At 74.8% G+C, this 17,485-nt stretch carries 2 protein-coding genes; both read left to right on the top strand.

The window, feature by feature from the left end:
- Positions 1–117: 117 nt before the first annotated feature.
- Positions 118–15,843 (top strand): hybrid non-ribosomal peptide synthetase/type I polyketide synthase, encoded by a 15,726-nt coding sequence (locus BM43_RS37740; protein ID WP_052409215.1) that lies wholly within the window; start codon positions 118–120, stop codon positions 15,841–15,843.
- Positions 15,844–16,080: 237 nt separating this feature from the next.
- Positions 16,081–17,307, top strand: coding sequence for an NtaA/DmoA family FMN-dependent monooxygenase (locus BM43_RS34035; protein ID WP_036051416.1), 1,227 nt, complete (start codon positions 16,081–16,083; stop codon positions 17,305–17,307).
- Positions 17,308–17,485: the final 178 nt, after the last annotated feature.

A 17,485-nucleotide genomic window follows, 5' to 3' on the forward strand; every position in this document is an offset into this window, starting at 1 on the left:
CGCGGCCGAATCCGCGTTCGCGCCGCTAGCGGCCGCGTCCGCCGCGCCAGCCGCCGCATCCATGCCCCGCATCGACATCGCCCCCGAACACCGATCCAGACACTCGACAGACCGACCATGACCGACCATCACGATTCCCTTCCGTCCGACGACGCGCTCAGCATCGCGATCGTCGGCATGGCCGGACGCTTCCCCGGAGCGCAGGACATCGACATCTTCTGGGAGCAGTTGCGCGACGGCGTCGAGAGCATCCGGCGCTACGACGCGGCCGAACTCGCGGCGGCCGGCGTCGACCCGGCCTTGCTCGCCGATCCGGCTTTCGTGCCGGTGGGCGCCTTCCTGCCCGACATCGACCGCTTCGACGCGGGTTTCTTCGGCTTCACGCCGCGCGAGGCCGAGCTGACCGACCCGCAGCAGCGCCTGTTCCTGGAAACCGCCTGGGCCGCGCTGGAGCACGCGGGCTGCGACCCCTCGCGCTACGCCGGGCCGATCGGCGTGTACGGCGGGCTGGCCTTCAACGGCTACTTCTTCCACCAGCTCAGCCGCAGCCCGGGCACCCTGCGCAACAGCACGCCGATGCAGCTCACGCTGGGCAACGGCGGCGATTTCCTGGCCAGCCGCGTGGCCTATCACCTGGGCCTGCGCGGGCCGGCGGTGACGGTGCAGACCGCCTGCTCGACCTCGCTGGTGGCGATCCACCTGGCCTGCCAGAGCCTGCTGGCGGGCGAGTGCGAGATGGCGCTGGCCGGCGGCGTGTCGATCGACGTGCTGCGCGTGCCGGGCTACCGCCATGCCGAGGGCGACATCCGCTCGCGCGACGGCCACTGCCGCGCCTTCGACGCCCAGGCCAGCGGCACCGTGCCGGGCAGCGGGCTGGGCGTGGTGGTGCTCAAGCCGCTGGAGCGCGCGCGCGCCGACGGCGACACGATCCATGCCGTGATCCGCGGCTCGGCGATCAACAACGACGGCGCCAACAAGGTGGGCTTCACCGCGCCCAGCGCCGAGGGCCAGGCCGGGGTGCTCGCCGAGGCGCTCGGCGCGGCCGGCGTCGCGGCCGATTCGGTGTCTTACGTGGAGACCCACGGCACCGCCACCACGCTCGGCGACCCGATCGAGTTCGACGCGCTGCGCCGCGTCTATGGCCAGCCGCGCGCAAACGGCAGCGTCTGCGCGATCGGCTCGGTCAAGACCAACCTCGGCCACCTCGACGCGGCCGCCGGCGTGGCCGGCCTGATCAAGACCGCGCTGGCGCTGCGCCACCGGCAGATTCCGGCCAGCCTGCATTTCAGCGCGCCGAACCCGCACCTGGAGATCGCCGGCAGCGCGCTGGCGGTGGCCGCGCGCACCGCGCCCTGGCCGACGCCCGAGGGCGTGCCGCGCCGTGCCGGCGTCAGCTCGTTCGGGATCGGCGGCACCAACGCGCACCTGGTGCTGGAGGAGGCGCCGCCGCAGCCCGTCGAGCCCGCGCGCCACGCGCACCACCTGATCCTGCTGTCGGCACGCGGCGGCGAGGCGCTGGAGGCCGCCACGGCCGGGCTGCGCGAGCATCTGCGCGCGCGCCTCGCCGCGCATCCCGACGCGGACCACGGCGCCTATCTCGCCGACCTGGCCTACACCACCCAGGTGGGCCGCATGCGCTTCGGCCAGCGCCGCGCGGTGGTGGCCGCCGACCTGGACGAGGCGCTGCGCGCGCTGGACGGACCCGCGCCGGCGGACGCGGCGCCCGAGGCGCGCGACGAGGACGGCTCGCGCGTGATGTTTCTGTTCCCCGGCCAGGGCGCGCAGCACCCGGACATGGGCCGCGCGCTCTACGAGCGCGGCGGCGTGTTCCGCGAGCAGATCGACCATTGCGCGGCGGTGCTGGAGCCGATGCTGGGCCTGGACCTGCGCGACGCGCTCTATCCCGCCGCCGGCGCCGACCCGGAAGCGGCCCGCGCGCGGCTCGAACGCACCGGGCTCACCCAGCCGGCGCTGTTCGCCGTCGAATACGCGCTGGCGCGCCAGTGGCAGGCCTGGGGCATCGAGCCGGCCGGCATGCTCGGTCACAGCGTGGGCGAGTACGTGGCGGCCTGCCTGGCCGGCGTGTTCGCGCTCGACGACGCGCTGCGCATCGTCGCCACGCGCGGCGCGCTGATCGAGCGCCTGGCCGGCGTCGGCGGCATGCTGGCGGTGCACGCCGGCGAGGCCGAGCTGCGCCCGCTGCTCGGCGAGGATCTGTGGCTGGCCGCCGTGAACGGCCCCGCCGCCTGCAGCGTGTCGGGCACGCCGGCGGCGCTGGCGGCGCTGGCGGCCCGGCTCGACGGCCTGTCGATCGGCCATCAGCCGCTCGCCACCTCGCACGCCTTCCATTCGGGGCTGCTGGACCCGGTGCTGGGCCCGTTCCGCCGCGCCTTCGACAGCGTGGCGCTGCGCGCGCCGAGCCTGCCCTGGGTATCGAACCTGAGCGGCGACTGGGTGACGGCCCGCCAGGCCACCGATCCCGCCTACTGGGTCGAGCACCTGCGCGCCACCGTGCGCTTCGCCGACGGCCTCGACACGCTGGCCGCGGGCGGCCCCTGCGTGCTGCTGGAGGTCGGCCCGGGCCAGATGCTGGGCGGCCTCGCGCGCGCCCATTTCGGGCCGCGCGGCCTGCCGGCCGCGTTCGCCTCGCTGCCGCATCGCCGTTCCTCGAGCTCGGCCGAGCAGAGCCTGCGCGAGGCGCTCGGCGGCTTGTGGCGTCATGGCGTCGAGATCGACTGGCAACGCTACTACGGCGGCGAGCGGCGCCAACGGATCGCCCTGCCCACCTACCCGTTCCAGCGCCAGCGCTACTGGGTCGAGGCCGAGACCGCGCGCGAGCCGCTCGAGGAGACACCGGCGGCGGCCGCGCGCGGCGCGCGCCGTCACGCGGGGCGGCAGGCCGATCCGGGCCGCTGGTTCTTCGCGCCGTCGTGGCGACGCGGCACCGGCGCGCCGGCCGCCGCGCGCGCGGGCGACGGCGTGCACCTGCTGTTCGTGGATCGCGGCGGCCGCGCGGCGCCGCTGGTGGACGCACTGCGCGCCGCGGGCGAGGACCTGGTGGTGGTGACGCCGGCCGCGGCCTTCGCCGGCGGCGGCGAGGCCTACGCCATCGACCCGGCCGGCGAGGCCGATTACGCGGCGCTGGCCGAGGCGCTGCGCGCCGCGGGCCGGCTGCCCGCGCGCATCAGCTATCTGGCCGGGCTGGTCGATCCGGAGGCGGCCGCCGCGGATACGGCGAACCGCTTCGACGGCGTGCACGGCCTGCATGCGATTGCGCGCGCCTTCGGGCCGCTGGCCGAGGCACCGGTGCTGCTGACGGCGGCCGCCAACGGCATCCACGCGGTGAGCGGCGACGAGTTCCTGCTGCCCGAGCAGGCGGCCATGGCCGGCCCCTGCCGCGTGATCCCGCTCGAATATCCGCACCTGCGCTGCCGCCTGGTCGATGTCGAGTTGCGCGCGGGCGCCGTGCTCGACGCGGCCGGCCGCGAGTTGCTGGGCGCGGAACTGACGACGGTCGTCGACACCGCCGATACCGAGCCGGTGGTGGCGCTGCGTGGCCGGCATCGCTGGCTTCAGGCGGTCGAGCCGCTGCCGCTGGCCGCGCCTGCCGCCAGCGTGCTGAAGCCGGGCGGCCACTACCTGCTCGTCGGTGGCGCGGGCGGCATCGGCTCCTTGTTCGCCGAGCACGCGGCGCGCAGCGCGCCGGGCGCGCGCCTCACCCTGGTCGGCCGCAGCGAGCTGCCCGCGCCCGAAACCTGGGACGCCTATCTCGCCGGCGCGCCGCGAGGCGACGCGCCGGCCGCCGCGATCGAGCGGCTGCGCGCGCTGCGCGCGCTCGGCGCCGAGGTCCAGTACCTGAGCGCCGACGTCGCCGATCGCGAAGCCATGACGCGCGTGGCGCGGACGGCCACGGCGCGCTTCGGCGCGATCGACGGCCTGGTGCACGCGGCCGCCGTGGCGGGCGGCCGGCGCATCGCCGAGGAAACGCCCGCCAATACCGAGGCGCTGTTCGCGCCGAAGACGGCCGGGCTGCGCGTGCTGGACGCCGTATTCGATCTGGCGCGCGCCGATTTCGTGCTGCTCTGCTCCTCGCTGGCCGCGTTCGCGCCGATCGACGGGCAATCGGCCTATTGCGCGGCCAACGCCGTGCTCGATAGCTGGGCGCAGGCGCTGCGCGCGCGCGGCGTGAAGGCCATCGCCGCGAACTGGAACACCTGGCGCGAGGTGGGCATGGCGCGCCGCATCGAGGTGCCGGCCGCGTTCCGCGACCAGCTCGAACTCTATCTGTCGAACTGCCTCGCGGCCGAGGACGGCCCACTGCTGTTCGAGCGCCTGCTCGGCGCGCGGCCGGTGCAGGCGATCGTCACGCCGCTCGACTACGAGGCGGTGGCGGCCGGCACCGCGCGGCTCGCGCGGGCGCTGCGCGGCGAAGGCCAGGGCGCGGGCGATGACGCGCAAACCGGCTCGTCGACCGGCTCGCAAGGCAGCACGCCAGCCGCCGCCCGCCCGGCGCTGGCGGTCGACTACGTGGCGCCCGCCAGCGCCACCGAACAGGCGCTCGCCGAGATCTGGCGCACCCAGTTCGGCATCGCGCCGATCGGCATCCACGACGATTTCTTCGATCTCGGCGGCCACTCGCTGCTGGCCGTGCAGGTGGTGGCGACGATCCGCCAGACGCTGCAGGCGCGTCTGGACCTGCAGGCGCTGTTCGACGCGCCCACCATCGCCGGCCTCGCCGCGCGGATCGACGGCGCGCGCCGCGAGGCCGAGGCAGAGGTCGCGGCGGCGGCCGCGAGCGCGGTTCCGCGCCTCGAACAGCCCATCACGCCGCGCGCCGCCACCGGCCCGGCCCCGCTGTCCTTCGCCCAGCAACGGCTGTGGTTCATCGCCCAGCTCGAGGGCGGCAGCGCCGCCTATCACATGCCGGTGGCGCTGCGCCTGCGCGGCGCGCTCGACACGGCCGCGCTGCAATGGGCCTATGCGCGCGTGGCGGCCCGCCACGAGGCGCTGCGCACCATCTTCGTCGAGCACGACGGCGAACCGAGCCAGGTGGTGCTGCCGGCCGAGGACTTCGCGCTGGCCGTGGAGGATCGCCCCGAACTCGCCGGGGACGCCGCCGCGCTCGAACGCTTCGTCGCCGAGGAAGCGGCCGCGCCCTTCGACCTGGCGCGCGGCCCGCTCGCGCGCGCGCGCCTGCTGCGGCTCGGCGAGCAGGATCATCTGCTGTTGCTGACCCTGCATCACATCGTCTCGGACGGCTGGTCGATGGGCGTGCTCACGCGCGAACTCGGCACGCTCTACCAGGGCCGCCGGCGCGGCGCGCCCGATCCGCTCGCGCCGCTGCCGGTGCAGTACGCCGACTACGCGGCCTGGCAACGCGCGCAACTGGCCGGCGAAACGCTGCGCGAGCACGCCGCCTACTGGCAGCGCGCGCTGGCGGGCGCGCCCGCGCGCCTGACCCTGCCCACCGATCGTCCGCGCCCGGCGCACCAGGACCATGCCGGCGCGGCGGTCGAGGTGCGCATCGACGCGCCGCTGGCACGCGCGCTCGCCGAACTGGGCCGCCGCCACGGCGCCACGCCCTACATGACCGTGATGGCGGGCTGGGCGCTGCTGCTCTCGCGCCTGGCCGAGCAGCGCGAGGTGGTGATCGGCACGCCGGCGGCCAACCGCGCGCGGCCCGAGCTGGCCGGGCTGATCGGCTTCTTCGTCAACACCCTGGCGATCCGCCTGGACCTGCCGGGCGAGGCCAGCCTCGCCGAGCTGCTGCGCCGCGTGCGCCAGCGCACGCTGGAGGCGCAGGCGCACCAGGACCTGCCCTTCGAGCAGGTGGTCGAACTGGTCAAGCCCGAGCGCGACCCCTCGCACAGCCCGCTGTTCCAGGCGATGTTCGCCTGGCAGGGCGAGGACGGCGGCGCGCTCGATTTCGATTCGCTCGCGCTGCAGGTGGTGGGTACCGACCAGCGCTCGGCGAAGTTCGACCTGCTGCTGGACCTGCGCGACAGCGGCGAGGGTTTCGTCGGCGCGCTCGAATACGCCAGCGCGCTGTTCGACGCCGCCACCGCGCGCACCCATGTCGATTGCCTGCTGAGCGTGCTGCGCGCGATGGCGCGGGCCGCCGACGCCGAGCAGGTGCCGCTCGACAGCCTGCCGCTGCTGGACGATGCAAGCTGGCAGCGCCTGGTCGGCAGCCTCAACGGCGAGGCCGACTATCCGCGCGAGGCCTGCCTGCATCATATGGTCGAGCAGCAGGCCGCGCGCACGCCGCAACGCATCGCCGTGGTCCACCAGGCACAGCGCCTGAGCTACGCCCGGCTCGATGCCCGCGCCAACCACCTCGCGCACCGGCTGCGCGCGGCCGGCGCCGGGCTCGGCGCGCGCGTGGCGATCTGCGCCGGGCGCGGCCCGGAGATGGTGATCGGCCTGCTGGCGATCCTCAAGGCCGGCGCGGCCTACGTGCCGCTCGATCCCGACTACCCGGCCGAGCGCCTGGCCTACATGCTGGCCGACAGCCGGCCCGCGGCGATCCTCGCCGACGCCGGGCAGCACGCCACGGTGGCCGGCTTCGCGCCGGCCGGGCTGCCGCTGCTGGCGATCGCGCCGGCCGTTGCCAACGACGATGACGACCAGGGCCGCGACACCGCCCACGAAAGCGACACGCCGCCCAGCGCGGCCAGCGACCCGGGCCAGGCCGCCTACGTGATCTACACCTCGGGCTCGACCGGCCAGCCCAAGGGCGTTGCCATGCCGCATGCCGCGCTGGCCAACCTGATCCATTGGCAGATCCGCCAGCATCCGCCCGGCGGCGAGTTCGCCGCGCGCACCCTGCAGTTCGCCGCGCTCGGCTTCGACGTGGCCTTCCAGGAAATCTTCGGCACGCTGTGCTCGGGCGGCGAGCTGCACCTGGTCGATCGCGACCTGCGCATCGACTTCCCGCGCCTGCTCGAACACTTGCATGCGCAACGGATCGAGCGGCTCTACCTGCCCTACGTGGCCCTGCACGGCCTGGCCAGCGCCGCCGCGCAACTCGGCGAGCCGGCCGGTGGCGAGCCGCCGGCGCTGCGTGAGGTGATCGTCGCGGGCGAGCAGTTGCGCATCACGCCGGCCATCTCGGCCTGGTTCGCGCGCCTGCCCGGCTGCCGGCTGCACAACCACTACGGGCCGACCGAGTCGCACGTGGTGACGGCCCTGGCGCTGCCCGAGGCGGTGGCCGACTGGCCCGTGCTGCCCTCGATCGGCCGCCCGCTGCCCAATACGCGCCTGTACGTGCTCGACGCGCGCCTGCGGCCGCTGCCGCCGGGCATGCCCGGCGAGATCTGCATCGGCGGCGCGCAGGTCGCGCTCGGTTATCTGGGGCGGCCCGCGCTCAGCGCCGAACGCTTCATCGACGATCCCCACGCGCGGCAGCCCGGCGCGCGCCTCTATCGCACCGGCGATCTGGGCCGCTGGCTGCCCGACGGCCAGCTCGACTACCTGGGCCGCAACGACGCGCAGCTCAAGCTGCGCGGCTTCCGGGTCGAGCCGGGCGAGGTGGAGGCGGCACTGAGCCGGCTGCCGGGCGTGCGCGAGGCCGCGGTGGCGGTTCACGCCACGGCGGCCGGCGAGCCGCGCCTGGTGGCTTATCTGTGCACCGATGCCGAGCGGGAGGACGAGACCCGCGAGGCCGGGGAAATCGCCGGAAAAGCCGGCGGGGACATGACCGGCGCGACCGCCCGCGAGCACGCCGCCGAGGCGGCCGCCTGGCGCGCCGAGCTGGCGCGCAGCCTGCCCGACTACATGCTGCCCTCGCATTTCGTGCGCCTGGCGCGCCTGCCGGTCACGCCGAACGGCAAGCTCGACCGCCGCGCGCTGCCGGCGCCCGAGTTCGACCCCGCCGCCGCCGGCCCGGCCGCGCGCGCGGTCTCGCTGAGCCCGACCGAGGAACTGCTGGCGGGTATCTGGAACGAGGTGCTGGGCATCGCGCGAAGCGGCGTCGACGACGATTTCTTCGCGCTCGGCGGCCATTCGCTGCTGGCCACGCGGGTGATCTCCAAGGCACGCGCGAGCTTCGGGGTGGACCTGCCGATCCGCGCGCTGTTCGAGGAAAAGACCCTGCGCGGCCTGGCGCGCCGCATCGACGAACTGGCGCGCGAGCAGCGCGGCACGCACCTGCCGGCGATCGTCGCGCAGCCCGGGCAGGACAGCGCGCCGCTGTCGTTCGCCCAGCAGCGGCTGTGGTTCATCGACCAGCTCGAACGCGGCAGCCCGCTCTACAACATCCCCGTCACGCTGAGCCTGGGCGGGCGCATCGACCTGGACGCGCTGCGCCGCGCCTTCGAGGCGATCGTGGCGCGCCACGCCTCGCTGCGCACGCGCTTCGTGGAGCGCGACGGGGTGCCGGTGCAGCAGGTCGCGCCGAGCCTGCGGCTGACGCTGCCGTTGCACGAGCTCGGCGGGATCGACCCCGAGGCCCGCGAGGCGCGCATCGACGCGCTGGCGGCCGAGGAGGCGCGCCGGCCCTTCGACCTCGGCCAGGGCCCGTTGCTGCGCGCGAGCCTGATCGCGCTGGAGGCCGAGCAGCACGTGCTGCTGCTGACGCTGCACCATATCGTCGCCGACGGCTGGTCGATCGGCGTGCTGATGCGCGAGCTGGCCGCGCTGTACACCGCCTATACCGAGGGACGGCCCTCGCCGCTGGCGCCGCTCGAGCTCCAGTACACCGACTTCTCGGCCTGGCAGCGCGGCTGGCTGGCCGACGGCGTGATGCAGCGCCAGCTCGCCTACTGGAGCGCGCAGTTGCGCGATGCGCCGCCGCTGCTGGCCTTCCCGACCGACCGGCCGCGCACGGCGCGCCGCGGGCATCACGGCGAACAGCTCGGCTTCGTGCTCGACGCGCAACTGAGCGCGCGGATCCGCGCGCTCTGCGCGCGCACCGGCAGCACCCTGTTCATGCTGATGATGGCGGCCTTCGACGTGCTGCTGGCCCGCTACTCGGGCGAGCGCGACATCAGCGTGGGCACGGCCATCGCCAACCGCAACCGCGCCGAGATCGAGCCGCTGATCGGCCTGTTCGTCAACACCCTGGTGATCCGCACCCAGGTGGACCCGCTGGCCTCGTTCGAGGCGCTGCTGGCCCAGGTGCGGCAGCATGCGCTCGACGCCTACGCGCACCAGGACCTGCCCTTCGAGCAGGTGGTGGACGCGCTCGCGCCCACCCGCAGCCTGAGCCACCAGGCGCTGTTCCAGATGATGCTGATCGTGCAGAACACGCCGATGGACACGCCGGCCATGCCGGGGTTGACGCTGCGCATGCGCGGCAATGCCAATGCCACGGCCAAGTGCGACCTGCTGCTCAACGTGGCCGAGAACGAGGGCGACGGCACGCTGGCCTGCGGCCTCGAATACGACACCGACCTGTTCGACGCCGCCACGGTCGAGCGGATCGGCCGTCACTTCACCGAGCTGCTGCGCTCGATCGTGGCCGCGCCGGCCGCGCCGGTGGCTTCGCTGGGCGTGGTCGACGCGGCCGGGATGCGCCTGGCGCTGGCGCAATGGAACGACACGGCCGGCCCCCTGCCCGAGCTCGACTGCATCACGCGCTTCGAGGCGCAGGCCGCCGCCACGCCGGCGCGCGTCGCGATCGAGTTCGAGGCGACGCGACTGAGCTACCGCGAGCTGGATATGCGCGCCGGGGCCGTGGCCGCGGCGCTGCTCGCGCGCGGCATCGGCCGCGAGGATCGCGTCGCGGTGTTCTGCGCGCGCTCGGCCGACATGATGGTGGCCGTGCTCGGCATCATGAAGACCGGCGCCGCCTGGGTGCCGCTCGACCCCGACGTGGGCGCGGCGCGGCTCGGCTTCATCGTCGGCGACGCCGCGCCGAAGCTGATCCTCACGCAGCTCGCGCTGCGCGAGGCGGTGCCCGGCGAGGCGATTCCCGCACTCTGCATCGACCAGCCCGAGGCCTGGCCCGAGCCGCTCGATGCCGCCGCGCTGCAGGCGCGTCGCGGCCAGGCACCGGACGGCCTGGCCTACCTGATCTACACCTCGGGCTCCACCGGGGTGCCCAAGGGCGTCGGCGTGCGGCACGCGGGGCTGGTCAACCTGCTGCGCTCGATGCAGGCCGAGCCGGGCATCGCGGCCGACGACACCATGCTCAGCGTCACCTCGCTGGCCTTCGACCTGGTGATCCCCAATCTCTTCCTGCCGCTGCTCTGCGGCGCGCGCACCGTCTACGCGCCGCGCGCGGACACCGACGATCCGGCGCGCCTGGCCGAGCTGATGACGCGTCACGGCGTGACGCTGATGCAGGCCACCCCGGCCACCTGGCGGATGCTGGTCGAGCATGGCTGGCCGGCGCTGCCGCGGCCGCTGCGGCTGGTGTGCGGCGGCGAGGCGCTGTCGGCCGAGCTGGCCGAGCGGCTGCTGGCGCACGTGCCGCGCATCTGGAACATGTACGGCCCGACCGAAACCACCGTGTGGTCCTCCACCGAACCGGTGGCGCACGCGCGCGACGCGTCCTGCATCGGCCGGCCGCTGGCCAATACCGCGATCTACCTGCTCGACGCCTTCGGCCAGCCGGTGCCGCAAGGCGCCACCGGCGAGCTGCACATCGCCGGCGAGGGCCTGGCGCGCGGCTACCTCGGGCGCGCCGCCCTCACCGCCGAGCGCTTCGTGCCCGATCCGTTCGCCGCGCGACCCGGCGCGCGCATGTATCGCACCGGCGACCACGCGCGTCGGCGCCCCGACGGGCGCCTCGAGTACCTCGGACGCATCGACAACCAGCTCAAGGTGCGTGGCTTTCGCATCGAGGCCGGCGAGATCGAGACGGCGCTGGCGGCGCTGCCCGGCGTGAGCGAGGCCGTGGTGGTGGCGCGCGAGCTGCGCGCCGGCGACACGCGGCTGGTGGCCTACGTGGTGCCGGCGCCGGGCGCGGGCGCCGATGGTGTCGCTCGCGCCGGCTGGCGCGCCGCGCTGGCCGCGCGGCTGCCGGACTACATGCTGCCGTCGCGCTTCGTCGCGCTGGAAGCGCTGCCGCTCACGCGCAACGGCAAGCTCGACCGCGCGGCCCTGCCGGCGCCGGTCGACGAGGCCGCCTCGGCCGCCTCGGCCGATTACGCGGCACCGGCCACGCCGCGCGAACAGGCGCTGGCCGCGCAATGGGCCGAGCTGCTGCAGGCCGCGCGCGTCGGCCGCCACGACAACTTCTTCGAACTCGGCGGCCATTCGCTGCTGGCCACCCAACTGGTGTCGCGGCTGCGACGCGAACTCGGCATCGAGCTGCCGCTGGCGGCGGTGTTCGAGGCGCCCACGCTGGCAGCGCTGGCGCAGCGCCTGGACCAGGCCGAGCCGGCCGCGCGCGACGAGCCGATCGAGCCCGTCGATCGCGACGCGCCGCTGCCGCTGTCCTTCGCCCAGCAGCGGCTGTGGTTCCTCGATCAACTGCAGCCGGGCAACCCGGCCTATCACGTGCCGGTCGCCGCGCGACTCGAGGGCGAACTCGACGCGGCGGTGCTGCGCGCCACCTTCGAGGCGATCGTGGCGCGCCACGAGCCGCTGCGCACCCGCTTCGAGATGCACGAGGGCACGCCCGTGCAACGCGTGGCCGAGCGCATCGCGCTGCCCTTCGAGCTGGTGGCGCTCGACCACCTGCCGGCGCAACAGGCCGAGGCGCGGGCGCGCGAGCTGACCCGCGAGGCCGCGCTCGCGCCCTTCGACCTGGGCCGCGGCCCGCTGCTGCGGGTGCGCGTGCTGCGGCTCGCCGCCGAGGAGCACCTGGTGGTGGCGGTGCTGCACCACATCGTCTCGGACGGCTGGTCGCTGGGCGTGCTGCTCGACGAGATCGCCACGCTCTACCCCGCGCTGGCGCGCGGCGAAGCCTCGCCGCTCGCGCCGCTGGCCGTGCAGTACGCCGACTTTGCCGCATGGCAGCGTCGCCGCCTCGACCGCGAGCGCCTGCAGGGGCAGCTCGATTACTGGCGCGGGCAACTGGCCGGCGCGCCGGCGCTGCTCGACCTGCCGCTCGACCATCCGCGCCCGGCCGTGCAGCGCCACCACGGCGCGAGCCACGACTTCACGGTGGGCGCGGCGACCTTGGCCGCGCTGCACGCGCTAGGCCAGCGCGAGCAGGCCACGCTGTTCATGACGCTGGATGCCGCGCTGCGCGTGCTGCTGATGCGCTACGCCGACCAGCACGACATCAGCCTCGGCACCGCGGTGGCCAACCGCCAGCGCGCCGAACTCGAGCCGCTGATCGGCCTGTTCATCAACACCCTGGTGCTGCGCACGCGGATCGATCCGCGCGAGAGCTACGCCGCGCTGCTGGCCCAGGTGCGCCGCGTCGCGCTGGCGGCCTACGCGCACCAGGACGTGCCCTTCGAGCAGGTGGTGGACGCGCTCGACCCCGAGCGCGACCTCAGCCACACGCCGCTGTTCCAGGTGATGCTGGTGCTGCAGAACGCGCCGGCCGCCGCGCGCGCGCTGCCGGGCCTGGCGCTGCGCGCCGAGCCCCCGGCGATGCCGGCCAGCAAGTACGACCTGAGCTTGTACGCGGCCGAGCACGACGGACGCCTGAACTGCAGCTTCGAATACAGCACCGATCTGTTCGACGACGCCACCATCGAGCGCATGGCGGGCCATTTCCTGCGGTTGCTGGAGGCGATCGTGGCCGATCCGCGCCAGGCGATCGGCGCGCTGCCGATGCTCGACGCGCCCGAGCGCAGGCAGTTGCTGCGGGACTGGAACGAGACGGCGCTCGATTACCCGCGCGACGCCACGCTGCACCAGTGCTTCGAGCGCCAGGCGGCCGCCACGCCCGCCGCGCCGGCGGTCGGCGACGGCACGCGCTCGCTCGACTACGCCGCGCTCAACGCACGCGCCAACCGTCTCGCGCACCGGCTGCGCGCGCTGGGCGCCGGCCCGGGGCGCAGCGTGGCGATCTGCGTGGAGCGCTCGGTAGAGATGGTGGCGGCGCTGCTGGCGGTGCTGAAGTCGGGCGCCGCCTATGTGCCGATCGATCCCGCCTATCCGGCCGATCGGGTGGCCTACATGCTGGAGGACGCGGCGCCGGCGGTGCTGCTGAGCGAGTCCTCGCTGCGCGAGCGGCTGCCGCTGCCCGCGCCCGGCAGCGGCCTGCTCACGCTCTGGCTCGACACCGAGCCGCTCGACGCCGAGCCCGAAACCAATCCCGCGCCGCTGGCCGGGCCGCAGGACCTGGCCTATGTGATCTACACCTCGGGCTCCACCGGTCGCCCCAAGGGCGTGATGGTCAGCCATCGCAACCTGGTGCATTTCCTGGCCGCGATCGGCGAGCACGCGATGGTGCGCCCCGGCGACACGCTGCTGAGCGTCACCACGCTGTCCTTCGATATCGCGGGGCTGGAACTGTTCGCGCCGCTGACCTGCGGCGCGCAGGTGGTGCTGGCGCCGCGCGAGAGCGCGGCCGACCCGGCTCGGCTGAGCGCGCTGGTCGACGCCAGCGGCGCGACCGTGATGCAGGCCACGCCCGTCACCTGGCGCGCGCTGGCCGACCACGGCCTGCCCGGGCGGATCGGCGAGCTGTCGGTGCTGTGCGGCGGCGAGGCGCTGCCGCGCGACCTGGCCGCGCGCCTGCTCGAGCACGCACCCTCGGTCTGGAACCTGTACGGGCCGACCGAGACCACCATCTGGTCGACCGCCAGCCGCCTCGCGCGCGACGGCGAGCGCGTACTGGTGGGCCGGCCGCTGGGCAATACGCGCGTCTACCTGCTCGATGCCTGGGGGCAGCCGGTGCCGCCGGGCGCGCGCGGCGAACTCTGCATCGGCGGCGAGGGTGTGGCGCGCGGCTACCTGGCACGCGCCGGCCTCACCGCCGAGCGCTTCGTGCCCGATCCGTTCTCGGCGCTGCCGGGCGAGCGCATGTATCGCACCGGCGATTGCGCGCGCTACCTGCCGGACGGCCGCATCGAGCATCTCGGGCGCCTCGACATGCAGGTGAAGCTGCGCGGCTTCCGGATCGAGCCGGGCGAGATCGAGGCGGCGCTGCTGGCGCGTGAGGATGTGCGGGCGGCCGCGGTGGTGGTGCGCCAGCAGCAGTTGGTGGCGTATGTGGTACCGGCGGCCGAGATCGCTGGAGATACCGGGGGCGATCAGGCCGCGATGCGCGACGAGCTGGCCGAGGTCGCCGATACGGCCGGGATCGGCATGGCCGGTGCCGCCGCGGCGAGCGGCGCGCCGGCCTGGCGCGCCGCGCTGGCCGCCGTGCTGCCCGACTACATGGTGCCGGCGCACTTCGTCACGCTCGACGCGCTGCCGCTCACCCCGAACGGCAAGCTCGACCGCGCCGCGCTGCCGGCGCCCGTGGTCGCGCGCGACGAGGCGGATCCCTTCGTGGCCGCCGTCTCGCCGATCGAGCGCCGCCTGGCGCGGATCTGGTCGGAGGTGCTCGGCGTGGAGCGGATCGGCATCCAGGACAATTTCTTCCAGCTCGGCGGCGACTCGATCCTCAGCATCGGCGTGGCCGAGCGCGCGCGCCGCGCAGGCCTGGTGCTGGCCGCGCCGGACCTGTTCCGCGCGCCGACCATCGCCGGCCTCGCCCGGCTCGCGCAAGCCAGCGACACGGTGCATGCCGAGCAGGGCAGCGTCGGCGGCGGCTTGCCGCCGACGCCGGCCCAGCGGCACTGGCTGGCGCGCGCCGAGACGGCGGCATCGGCCCGCGAAGCGGTGCATGTGCTGAAGCTGGAGCCGCGCGCGCGGCTCGATCGCGATGCGCTGGCCGCCGCCGTGGCCGCCCTGCTCGCGCATCACGACGCCTTGCGGCTGGGCTTCGCGAAGCATGAAGGCGGCTGGACGCAGCAGCACGGCGAGCCGACGCGGAACGTGCTCGACGACCAGGCCGACATGCCGCTCGACGCCGCGCAACTGGCGGCCCGTATCGAGCAAGGCGTCGCGCAGGTCGCCGATCTCGCGCAGGCGCCGCGCTTGCGGGTCGGCCATTACGCGAGCGAGGACGGGCGAACCTGCCTGGTATTGATCGCGCACGCGCTGGTGTTCGATCGCGCCGCCTGGCCGATCCTGGTCCGCGATCTGTACGACGCCTATACACAATGCCTGGCCGGCCGCGAACCCTTGCTGCCGCTCAAGACCAGCGCCTTCGCGCAATGGGCCGCGCGGCTCGCGGCGCCGTGGCGCGAGGCGGTGACGCAAGCGGCCGCGCTTCGGGTATCGACGGCCGAGGCGCGGCTTGCCGCCGGCGCCGCGGGCTCGCTGTTCGAGCCCGGCGCGGCGGGCGCGCCCATCGCCTTGCTGGCGGCGCTGTCCACGGCGCTGGCCCGCTGGTCCGGCGCGGTCGAGGTCGCCTTCGACCTGGCGCTGCGTGCCACGGCCGCGGCGCCGCTCGATCTGTCGCGCACGCTCGGCTGCCTGACCGAGATCCACGCGCTGCACTTCGACGTCGACGAGCAGGCGACGCGCGAAGCGCTCGGCGAGCGGATCGCGGCCTGCCTCGCCATGCCGCCCGACATGTCGTCCGACATGCCGGGCACGGCCGAGGTGGCGGTCGAATACGAGGATCGCGGCGGCACCATGCTGAGCGACGGCCTCGCCTCGCTCGGCAGCTTCGTCGAACGGCCGGCCGGGGCCTTGCTGGTGCCCGACGCGCGTCGTGCGCTGGCCTTGCAGCTGCTGCGCGACGACACCGGGCTGACGCTGCGCTGCGCGTATGACGAGGCGCGCCTCGCGCCGGCTTCGGTCGAGCGGCTGCTGGCGCTGTTCGAGGCGCAACTGGCGACGGCGCCGGCCGCCGCGGCCGCGGCGCCCGCCTTCGAGCTGGCCGGCCTCGACGCGCACGAGCTGGCGAACCTGATGGAGCGTTTCGGCAATGAGGCATGAACCACGACACGCGCGCCGCGCGCCGGTCGACGCGGCGGTGCGCTGCCGCCCGACATCGGCCGCGCGCCCGCGCGCGGCGCCGGCACGGCAAGCCCGGCTTCGGCACGCGATGACGCCGAAGCCGGCGCTTCGGCGCCGTGCGCTCGCAGCGGCCGCGTGCCGTCGCGAGCGTCTCGCGCCGCGGCGCCCGGGCGTCCCTTCACCGATTGTCCAGCAGCCTTCACCGCCAGCCAGCCCATGACCGCCCCGCCACCCCGCCAGCTTCACCTGCACGTCAACGCCTGGCCGCAGGGTTTCGCGCCCGCGGCCTGGCGCATGCCGGAAAACTCACCGCGCGGCTTCGTCGACATCGAGCATTACGTGCGGATCGCGCGGATCGCCGAGGAAGGCCGGTTCGACGCGATCTTCCTGCCCGATTCGCTCGCCGTCGACGGCCTCGATGCCGGCCCGGTCGCCGCGCTCGACCCGACCCTGGTGCTGACCGCGGTGGCTTGCGCGACCACCCGCATCGGCCTGGTCGCGACCGCCTCGACCAGCTACGACGAGCCCTACAACATCGCGCGCCGCTTCGCCTCGCTCGACCTGCTCAGCGGCGGGCGGGCCGGCTGGAGCATCGCGGCCGCGCCGGACCCGCGCGCGGCGCGCAGCTACCGCCTCGACGCGACGGCCGACCCGGCCAGCCACTACCGTCGCGCCGACGAATGCGCGCAGGTGGTCAAGGGGCTCTGGAACGGCTGGCACGACGACGCGCTGGTGGCCGACCCGCGCAGCGGGCGCTTCGTCGATACCGGCAAGCTGCGGCCGCTGCGGCATCGCGGCGAATTCTTCTCGGTGCACGGCCTGCTGAACCAGCCGCGTTCGCCGCAGGGGCACCCGGTGCTGATGCAGGCCGGCGCCGCGCGCGACGGCGGCGCGCTGGCCGCGCGTCACGCGGAAGCCGTGTTCAGCGCGGCGCGCTCGCTCGACCAGGCGCTGGCCGACGCGCAAGGCCTCAGGCAGCGCGCCCGCGCGCTCGGCCGCGATCCCGACGGCCTGCGTATGTTGCCGGGCCTGGCCACCTGCATCGGCGGCACCGAGGCCGAGGCGCGGCGGCGCCGCCGCGAGCTGGCCGAGCTGGTGCCGCCGCCGCGCGGACGCAAGCGCCTCGCGCAGCGGCTCGGCGTGGAGGCCGGCGAAGCGCCGGGCGAGGCGGACGATTGGGAGGATGGCGGCGAGCGCGGCGGCGGCGCTCATCGCGAACTGGTCGGCACGCCCGAGCAGATCGCCGACGATATCGAGCGCTGGTTCCGCGCCGGCGCGGCCGATGGTTTCAATCTGATGCCCGACGTGCTGCCGGGCGGCCTGCAGGACTTCGTCGACGGCGTGGTGCCGATCCTGCAGCAGCGCGGGCTGTTCCGCGGCGATTACGAGGGCAGCACGCTGCGCGAGCATCTCGGCCTGAAACGGCCCGGCACGGCGGCCTGACGTTTCTGGGCTGAATTTCGCGCCTGACGTTTCGCGCCAGATCTTCGAGCGGCGCTTTCCAGCCCGACGATCACGCGCGGCTTGCGAACCGGCATGTGACGCGGGGCCGATCCGCCTCATGCAACGGATCGGCCCCGCGCTGCGCCCGGATCGACTCGCTCGCTCCGGGCGCCTTCCT

The sequence above is a fragment of the Burkholderia gladioli genome (assembly GCF_000959725.1).
In the GTDB taxonomy this organism is placed as follows: domain Bacteria; phylum Pseudomonadota; class Gammaproteobacteria; order Burkholderiales; family Burkholderiaceae; genus Burkholderia; species Burkholderia gladioli.

Excerpts from the sequence above, each read along its gene's own strand:
- BM43_RS37740 (WP_052409215.1), top strand. The coding sequence starts at position 118 with ATGACCGACCATCACGATTCCCTTCCGTCCGACGACGCGCTCAGCATC.
- BM43_RS34035 (WP_036051416.1), top strand. The coding sequence starts at position 16,081 with ATGACCGCCCCGCCACCCCGCCAGCTTCACCTGCACGTCAACGCCTGG.